Consider the following 7,759-nt stretch of genomic DNA (forward strand, 5'->3'; position numbering starts at 1 on the left):
CTTATCAAATAGTCGCTATACATATCAAGAAGATCCAGTTTCATTTTTTGTCCTTAAAAACTTATGGACGAAAAATATGATTATTTCAAGCAGAAATCAACTATTGCTGCGTAACATCAGTAATGAATTGAAATAGACGTTTGCGTAAAAATTTTCTACAAAAATGAATCTTGTGATTAGGTGATGTCCAAGATTTTTGAAATTTTATCACTTTATATTTAAAGGTTTACTTCTGTTTTTAAATTTGTAAATTTATACTTAATTTCAAATGGTTTATTTTTTAGTCTTAATTGGATAGCAAAATTTCGATACATGAAAAAGGATACGTACAAGGTAAATTAAGTTGAAGTTTGTACGAAGACATGTGATTTTTAGAAGAAAATTTTAAAATATCATATAGTCAAGAACATCCCTCTTCCGTCTATGAGTATTATTGACTTTTATTCGCAAACCTAAACTTATTATAAATTTAGTACATAGATTATGAAGCGATGTGTACATTTTTTGAAATATTGAAAGAGTGAGCAGCTTTTGTATGTGCAATTTTTTTCATGGACAACTGACAATATTTTGAATGCAATGCTAGTTGGCAAAGATAGGAATTTGAGTTAGGATATCAAAGAAATTTAGATATAGACGCGTGCACAGATTCATATGGCAGGACATTCACAATTTAAAAACATTATGCATCGAAAAAGCGCACAAGATGCAAAGCGTTCAAAAATGTTTGGAAAATTTCTTCGAGAAATCAGCGTAGCCATTCAAGAAGGGGGCGGTAGGGATCTTTCTTCCAATCCTGCTTTACGCTCTGCTGTTGCAAAAGCCAAGCAAGCGAATGTTCCTAACGCAAATATTGCTAAAATTTTAAAGGGAAATAGTCAAGAAGATCGTCCTTACGAAATTTTACGTTACGAAGGGCTGGGACCTGCAAATAGCGCTTTGATTGTGGATATTATTACGGATAATCGGAATCGTAGTGCGTGTGATATTCGTACAATTTTTTACAAACACGGCGGTCGTATGACCGATTCTAATACGGTAGGATTTATGTTTGAGCGCAAAGGGATGATTTTATACGAGGTGACAAAATTTCATAAAGAGGATTTCATACTCTTTGCGTTAGATTCTGGAATTCAAGATGTGGAGGAAGCAGAAGAAAGTTGCGTACTTTTTTGTGCTTTGGAACGTTTGCATCAAGTTGCAGATCAATTAGAAAAGAAATTTGGACTGGCAAAAGAAGTTCAGGCTGCTTGGTGGCCGCATCATTGGGTGGAATTGCCTGATGCAGAATCTTACGATAAATTAGATCAATTGCATTCTGCGTTAACTCAACACGATGACGTACAACGCGTTTGGGACAATGTTATCTGATCTTGAAAAATTAGTTAGATGTGTTCAAAAATTAAAATTTGTTCTTACAAATTTAGATGAAATTAGTGAGTTTCAAAAATGGGTTTTGTGGTTGATAGAAAAATTATTATGGACGAGGGAAAAAATAAAGTGGGGTATTATCGCTGCTTCTAGTGTCTTTTTGGTAGGATGCGATTCCTTTCAAGAAAAGAAAAAATCATCAAAAAGTACGTGTAAAGCTCCTTACATGATTAAGGGAGTGTGGTATTATCCGCAAAATCATTATCAATTGAAAGAGGAAGGAATTGCATCTTATTATGGTATAAATGATCGTGAGCATAATGGTCCTGATGCAATGGGGGGAATTTATAATATGCACAAAATGACTGCAGCGCATAAAACGCTTCCTTTGCCCTGTGTTGTGCAGGTGCACAATCTTCAAAATAATCGTCGAGCTTTAGTAGCTGTGACAGATAGGGGGCCCTTTATCGAGGGAAGAATTATTGATGTTTCTGTTCAAGCGGCTAAAATTTTGGGATTTTTTCAGGCAGGAACAGCACGAGTGTGCATTCAAACATTGGAAAAAGAAAGCAGAATTTTGGCGCAATTATCTAAAAAAGTTTCTTTAAAATGTACAAATTTGTCTGATTTATTGCCTGTAGTGAACCAAATATGTCAAAATCATCATAGAAATTTTCTTGAGCGTCCTGTACCTTTGTATACAAAAAAGGCTTTCGATGTGAGGCTTCAAAAACCGGTGTGCACAAAAAAATCAAAAATTTTAGCACAAAATGTAACTCATCCTAAAATGCTGGAAAAATTTTACGTTTCTGTTGTTAATCTATCATTTGATCAAGCAACCTGGGTTAAAGTTCAAAATAGTACGTTTCATTGGGGAAATTGTACACTAAAAAAATTATCAAACTCACATTCTAAGCCATTTTCAACGTTTTTGGGGCCTTTTTTAAGTCATTCTCAAGCGCAAAAAGTGTTAAAGTTTTTCGTAAAACATCATATGTCTGCTGCCGTATTGTCAGCATTGAAAGGGGGGGGGAATTAATACGTATATGCAATTTTTTTCTATTATTTGTTGGGGGCTCGTACTATTTTTTGAATGTTCACACAGTGTTTGGGCTAAAAATTCTGCGGTACTTTTTCACACGAGCGCGCCTTTTGGCTTAGTTATGAGCGCTGATTCCGGAGAAATTGTGTTAGATAAAAATTCTGATGCATTGATTGTACCATCTTCTATGACAAAATTGCTGACGTTATACATTTTATTTAATTCTGTCCGTAAAGGGCATTTTCATTGGGATAGTTCTATTTTTGTTTCTTTAAACGCAGCAAAAAAAGAAGGGTCTCGAATGATGTTAATTCCCAATCAGAATGTGTTGCTCAAAGATCTCCTTTTAGGGATCATTGTGTGTTCTGGAAATGATGCGAGTACGGCTTTTGCAGAAGCTTTTTCAGGGGATGAGTCTCATTTTGCTGAACACATGAATCAGGTGGCTCGCGCATTGGGAGCAAAAAAAACGTGTTTTATGAATGCTTCAGGGCTTCCTCACCCTAATCATAAAACGACCTGTAAAGACTTGGCCTGTATTGCTCATAAAATTTTTCAAGATTTTCCAGAATATTATTCTTATTTTAAATTAAAAGAATTTACGTTTAATAAAATTCGTCAATGGACAAAAAATCTTCTTGTTCGAAAGGGAATGGCAGACGGAATGAAAACCGGAAAAACAGAAGCGGGTGGGTATGGGATAGTTGCTTCTGCTCAACGAGATGGGCAAAGATTCATTGTGGTATTAAATGGTATGAAGACAGAGCAAGAGCGTTTTCATCAAGCAAGTGCGTTATTAAATTGGGCATTTCATCGTTTTAGAACGGTTAAGCTTTTTAAAATGAATTCTGTTGTCAAAGAAATTCCTGTACTTGGTTTGAATAAAAAAATAGGTCTCTATACTCCAAAACCTATTGCAGTTTGTGTGCCAAAACATCAGCTGAAAGACGTCAAAATAAAAATTATACACTATAACGGTGTACGTGCTCCGGTACGTAAAGGAACGTTATTAGGGGAGCTACAGATTTTTATTCCAGAAAAACCACAACAAATTTTTGGACTATACAGTGATCAAGACGTGATCTTGGAACATTGGTGGAAGAAAATTTTGTATAAAATAGGGATATGAAAAAGATATAAGTTATGTTCCTTTACACAAAATATTATTTTTTTAATGAAAAAATATTTAAAATGAAAGTTGAATATCTTTAAAAATATTGAAACGGAGAGAGAAAATGGATGTTAAAAGATTTGTTACGTTTGAAGGAGGAAATGGGGTTGGAAAAAGTGTTCAGATTCAAAAATTATATCAGCGTTTAAAACAGGAATGGGGGCCAGTTTGTTTAACAAGGGAGCCTGGGGGAACTGATTTTGGAGAAAATTTAAGAACTTTATTGATGCGCACCCCTGATTTTTCACTAAAAACGTTATGTTCCTTGTTTGTTGCAGCGCGACAGTATCATTGGAAGCACGTGATTGCTCCGGCGTTGGAGCAAGGATTTTGGGTATTGTGCGATCGTTTTATTCACTCCACTTTTGTTTATCAGGGATTAGTAGGGGGCTTAAGTTACGATTTTATTAAATTACTTCACGAACAGCTGGATGCTTATGTTATACCGGGACTAACTTTTGTGTTAGAATCTGTTCCAACTGAAAGTTATGCGCGATGTCAAAATCGTGAGATTACTAAAAAAAATCATTTAGATCAACACAATTTTTCAACGCATTGCTCTGTAGAAACGGCGTATAAAAATTTCAATTTGGGAAATATTGTACGTATCCCCCCTTGCTCTTTAAAAGAAACAGAAGAAAAAATTTGGAAATCTTTCCAAAATTACGTTTTGGATAGAGGGGGCGTGTGATAGGGTATCTTAGTGGGCGAATTATCAGGCGAAACGCTTCGATAATTATAGTAGAAACTCAAGGAATAGGGTATGTTGTTCACGTAAATTGCCGTCAGCTTGAGCGTTGGGGAGAGACCGTTAGTCTTTGGATTGAAACCGTAGTAAAGGAGCACGGTAGCGAGCTGTACGGTTTTGAATCTGAAAAAGATCAAACTGCTTTTTTACAACTTCAAAAAGTTCCTGGATTAGGACCTAAAGTGGCTTTGAGTATTTTGGCTTCTTTTGATGAGATTAGTCAGCTATATATTGCCATTCAAAAAAAAGATTTGGTGCGATTTAAATTAATTCCAGGGATTGGTGCAAAATTGGCTAGTCGTATTGTGCAAGAACTTCAGCAAACGAGCATGAAAGAAGAAACAGTGTTTGGTCAAGATTCTTTGAATACGGCGCTACAGGCCTTGTGCGCTTTAGGCTATGAAACGCGAATTGCGCTACCTTTACTTCATCACATAGCAAAAGAGCAAAATCATTCATTAGATGCAGAAAATTATGTGCGTCAAGCGTTGAAGCGCTTAACCTCTTAAGTGTTTAGTTCTACATTCTTATGGTATAACCTATAAGGAACTAGAGGAAGCTAATGTATGGGAAGTATACTGCATAACAATGCCAAGACGACGCTTCGAGTCCGAAAAGAAATACAAAACTCTGTACAGAGCGCTGCAAAAAATAGCAAAGCGTTTGGGCCTTCAGTTTTGAAGTAAAAAATCCGGTTGTGTTCAAGATAAACGCTCTGGACCTGAACAGCCAAAGCGTTTTATCTGCAACAAAAGCAAAAGATTGTGTGTGAATTCAGACGCGTTTCTAGCTTCCGCTTGATGATGTTTATAGTGCTTTGAAAGAGAAGATTCCCAATCTTATGCGCTCTAATCTGCATCGATACTTCAAAAGACTAAATATTTACCCAAAAAAGAAGAGTTGGCTCCTGAAAAAAAGAAATTTATCCCTTTGGATTTGTTCGTATTGACAGTACAGAAGGTCCGCAAAGATCAAGAAAAATGCGACCTTTTTGTGGCCATTGATCGGTCCACAAAGTACGTTTATGTCGATCTCCATTCAAAGGCGTCGGTTAACGAGTCAAGTGCATTTTTGAAAAATCTGATCGCCCATTGTCCTTTTAAAATAACGAAAATTCTCACAGACAAGGGGGCGCAATTTACCTATGAATTGCCCGCACGACATCTGAGGCCAAAAAACAAAACGTAACACGTCAAATTTTAATCATAATCCAAACCACATGTTGTTGGGACTAAACACTGAATGTATATAGGGTATTTTTCTTTGTGAAAACTTGCATTTAAAAAGATCAGCAACAATAAAAAAAAAATAAACAATAGTTTTAAAATACTACAGATGAAGCTGTAGTAATAAAAGTGAAAGGAATTTTTTGTAATTTTTTGATCAAAATATGAGCGTAGAAATGTTTTTGGGGGTTTACTTTTGAACATTAAAGAAGTAGAATACTTTTTAGATTGGGCGATTAACTCAGTGGTAGAGTGTCTCGTTTACACCGAGAGAGTCGGCGGTTCAAATCCGTCATCGCCTACTGTTTTTAGAATCAGTATTTTCGTTTTATTAAATCAGACCGCAAGGGTGTAATGTTGACTCAAAGTGTAAAATTTATTAATTTTTCAAAAAATAATCAAATTAAAATTTTTATTTCTCTTTGTATACTTTTTTTTCTTTTTATTCAAGATTCTTTTTGTGAAGATTGTAAAAATTTTCCAGATAGTACAGTGTTACTAACATTTGACGATGGTCCATCGAAATTTACCGAAAATCTTCTTAAAGTTTTGAAAGAAGAGGGAGTAAAAGCTATATTTTTTGTTGTTGGAGAAAAAGCTAACACTGAGTATGGAAGAAAGATTCTCAAACGTATTTCTGATGAAGGACATATGATCGCAAATCATGGGTACCGACATGTGACAATGACGAGACTTACGGGTAAAGAGCAAAAAATTTCTTTAAGTAAAACAAACGATTGTATTAAAGAATTTCAGGAAAAGGTTTCTTATTTTCGGCCTCCAGGTGGAAGTTGTGATGGACAATTAAAAAAATCGGTACGTTTTTTGGGGATGCAGATTATGTTTTGGAATGTGGATCCAAAAGATTGGAAAAAAGATAAGAATAATAAAAGACCCAGCACCTTGATTCTTCAAGAAAGGATTTTAAAAGGATTAGAGAATAAAAATCGTCGAGGTATTGTTTTATTGCACGATATTCATTCAAACACGGTGATGTCTGTTCCGATGATAATAAAAATTTTAAAGAAAAATGGTTATAGTTTTATGGATCCTAAAAATGTCTCAAATTATATGCATTCTCAATAATTTTTTTTAGTTACTTCAGTATCTTTTTGTGATTATGATGGAATGCCGTGTGGGGGGGTAATGATGATGAAAATCAAAAGATTATTCTTTAATTTACAAAGTTTTTTTAATGATTGTGTTTTGTTTTATGTTGATGAGATGTCTTGATCCAGGTTTGTGGGATGCGTATTTTTAGATAAAGTAAGAATAATCGATGAACATAACGAAGAAACGTTTTGTTTTTTCATTGAAGCAGTTTGTGTCGTGCTTCTTGCCTTAAGTTGTATGAGAAATTGGTTCTCAAGGGGATTTTGAAGGGAGGATAAGACCAAAATTAAGGACAGCGCCCGACATTCAGGGAAGTGAAGATACTTTGCTTATTTTCTTCGTATATTAGATTAAATTGAGATTTGCAAATAGAAGTAAAATCTGACATTCAACGATCGAAGTGAGACATTTCTTCTGTATGATCTTAGAATTTTTTTCTAGAAACAGTACGTTTTTGCTTAAACGCCAACTTAATTTTCTATAGCGCAAAAAACACCCCCTGCACTTCTATTTTTTGTTGGAACGCCCATTTAGCTTGGTTATTAGTATTTTTTCCAAAAATAAGAAAATTTTTTTAAATATCAATTTATTTTATCTATACTCCTACTGCATAAATCATCGTTTATTCTATAAAAAAGTTTTATTTTTCTTTTTAAAAAGCCAACATTTATGTTTACAACTTCTGCGATAATCTTAAATTTTAGAGAATAATACTTGTGACGACAATAATCAGTCATCGTCTTGAATGTTTACATACAAAAAAACATACGTTGAACGTTTAATTCAAGAGCGTGATTACTATAGTATATTTTTTTTCACCTTTCACTTAACCTTTCGTGAATAGGGCAGCAGGGCCTACCCATGAAGAATTTTGTTGACACAATTAATAACTGATGTTACGCAGCAATAGTTGATTTCTGCTTGAAATAATCATATTTTTCGTCCGTAAGTTTTTAAGGACAAAAAATGAAACTGGATCTTCTTGATATTTATAGCGACTATTTGATAAGTCAAAATCACTATGCAACATCGACTGGTTTAGCCAATATGTTTCAAGGCGAAATTAGCCATGATCAAATGACTCGTCA

Annotated in this window: 7 protein-coding genes, 1 tRNA gene and 1 pseudogene; all 9 read left to right on the forward strand. The window is 34.6% G+C overall.

Annotated features, from left to right (window positions below; genetic code table 11):
• Positions 1 to 654: 654 nt before the first annotated feature.
• A complete protein-coding gene (locus P618_RS01175) occupies positions 655 to 1,371 on the forward strand; it encodes a YebC/PmpR family DNA-binding transcriptional regulator (protein ID WP_024161028.1) in 717 nt (238 codons plus the stop codon).
• Positions 1,361 to 2,410, forward strand: coding sequence for a septal ring lytic transglycosylase RlpA family protein (locus P618_RS05890; protein ID WP_052564137.1), 1,050 nt, complete (start codon positions 1,361 to 1,363; stop codon positions 2,408 to 2,410). Before P618_RS01175 ends, P618_RS05890 begins: the two co-directional genes overlap by 11 nt.
• Positions 2,411 to 2,417: 7 nt before the next feature.
• The gene (locus tag P618_RS01185; RefSeq protein ID WP_021828002.1) at positions 2,418 to 3,542 is read left to right on the forward strand and encodes a D-alanyl-D-alanine carboxypeptidase family protein; all 1,125 of its coding nucleotides are present in this window, start codon (positions 2,418 to 2,420) and stop codon (positions 3,540 to 3,542) included.
• A gap of 106 nt (positions 3,543 to 3,648) precedes the next feature.
• Positions 3,649 to 4,275, forward strand: a complete 627-nt coding sequence (gene tmk, locus P618_RS05895; protein WP_021828003.1) for a dTMP kinase — start codon at positions 3,649 to 3,651, stop codon at positions 4,273 to 4,275.
• Entirely contained in the window at positions 4,272 to 4,841 is a 570-nt protein-coding gene (gene ruvA / locus P618_RS01195) for a Holliday junction branch migration protein RuvA (protein ID WP_021828004.1), read from the forward strand. The genes tmk and ruvA overlap by 4 nt, the downstream gene beginning before the upstream one ends.
• A 391-nt stretch (positions 4,842 to 5,232) precedes the next feature.
• Positions 5,233 to 5,520 (forward strand): hypothetical protein, encoded by a 288-nt coding sequence (locus P618_RS05900; protein WP_021828005.1) that lies wholly within the window; start codon positions 5,233 to 5,235, stop codon positions 5,518 to 5,520.
• A gap of 268 nt (positions 5,521 to 5,788) precedes the next feature.
• A tRNA-Val gene (locus P618_RS01205) sits at positions 5,789 to 5,860 on the forward strand.
• Positions 5,861 to 5,912: 52 nt separating this feature from the next.
• Positions 5,913 to 6,644: a polysaccharide deacetylase family protein gene (locus P618_RS01210; RefSeq protein WP_021828006.1), complete on the forward strand. Its 732-nt coding sequence runs from the start codon at positions 5,913 to 5,915 to the stop codon at positions 6,642 to 6,644.
• 993 nt (positions 6,645 to 7,637) lie between these two features.
• Positions 7,638 to 7,759: pseudogene (locus P618_RS09070) on the forward strand (IS701 family transposase); the annotation flags it as partial.

The sequence above is a fragment of the Holospora obtusa F1 genome, from assembly GCF_000469665.2.
Taxonomy (GTDB): Bacteria; Pseudomonadota; Alphaproteobacteria; order Holosporales; family Holosporaceae; genus Holospora; species Holospora obtusa.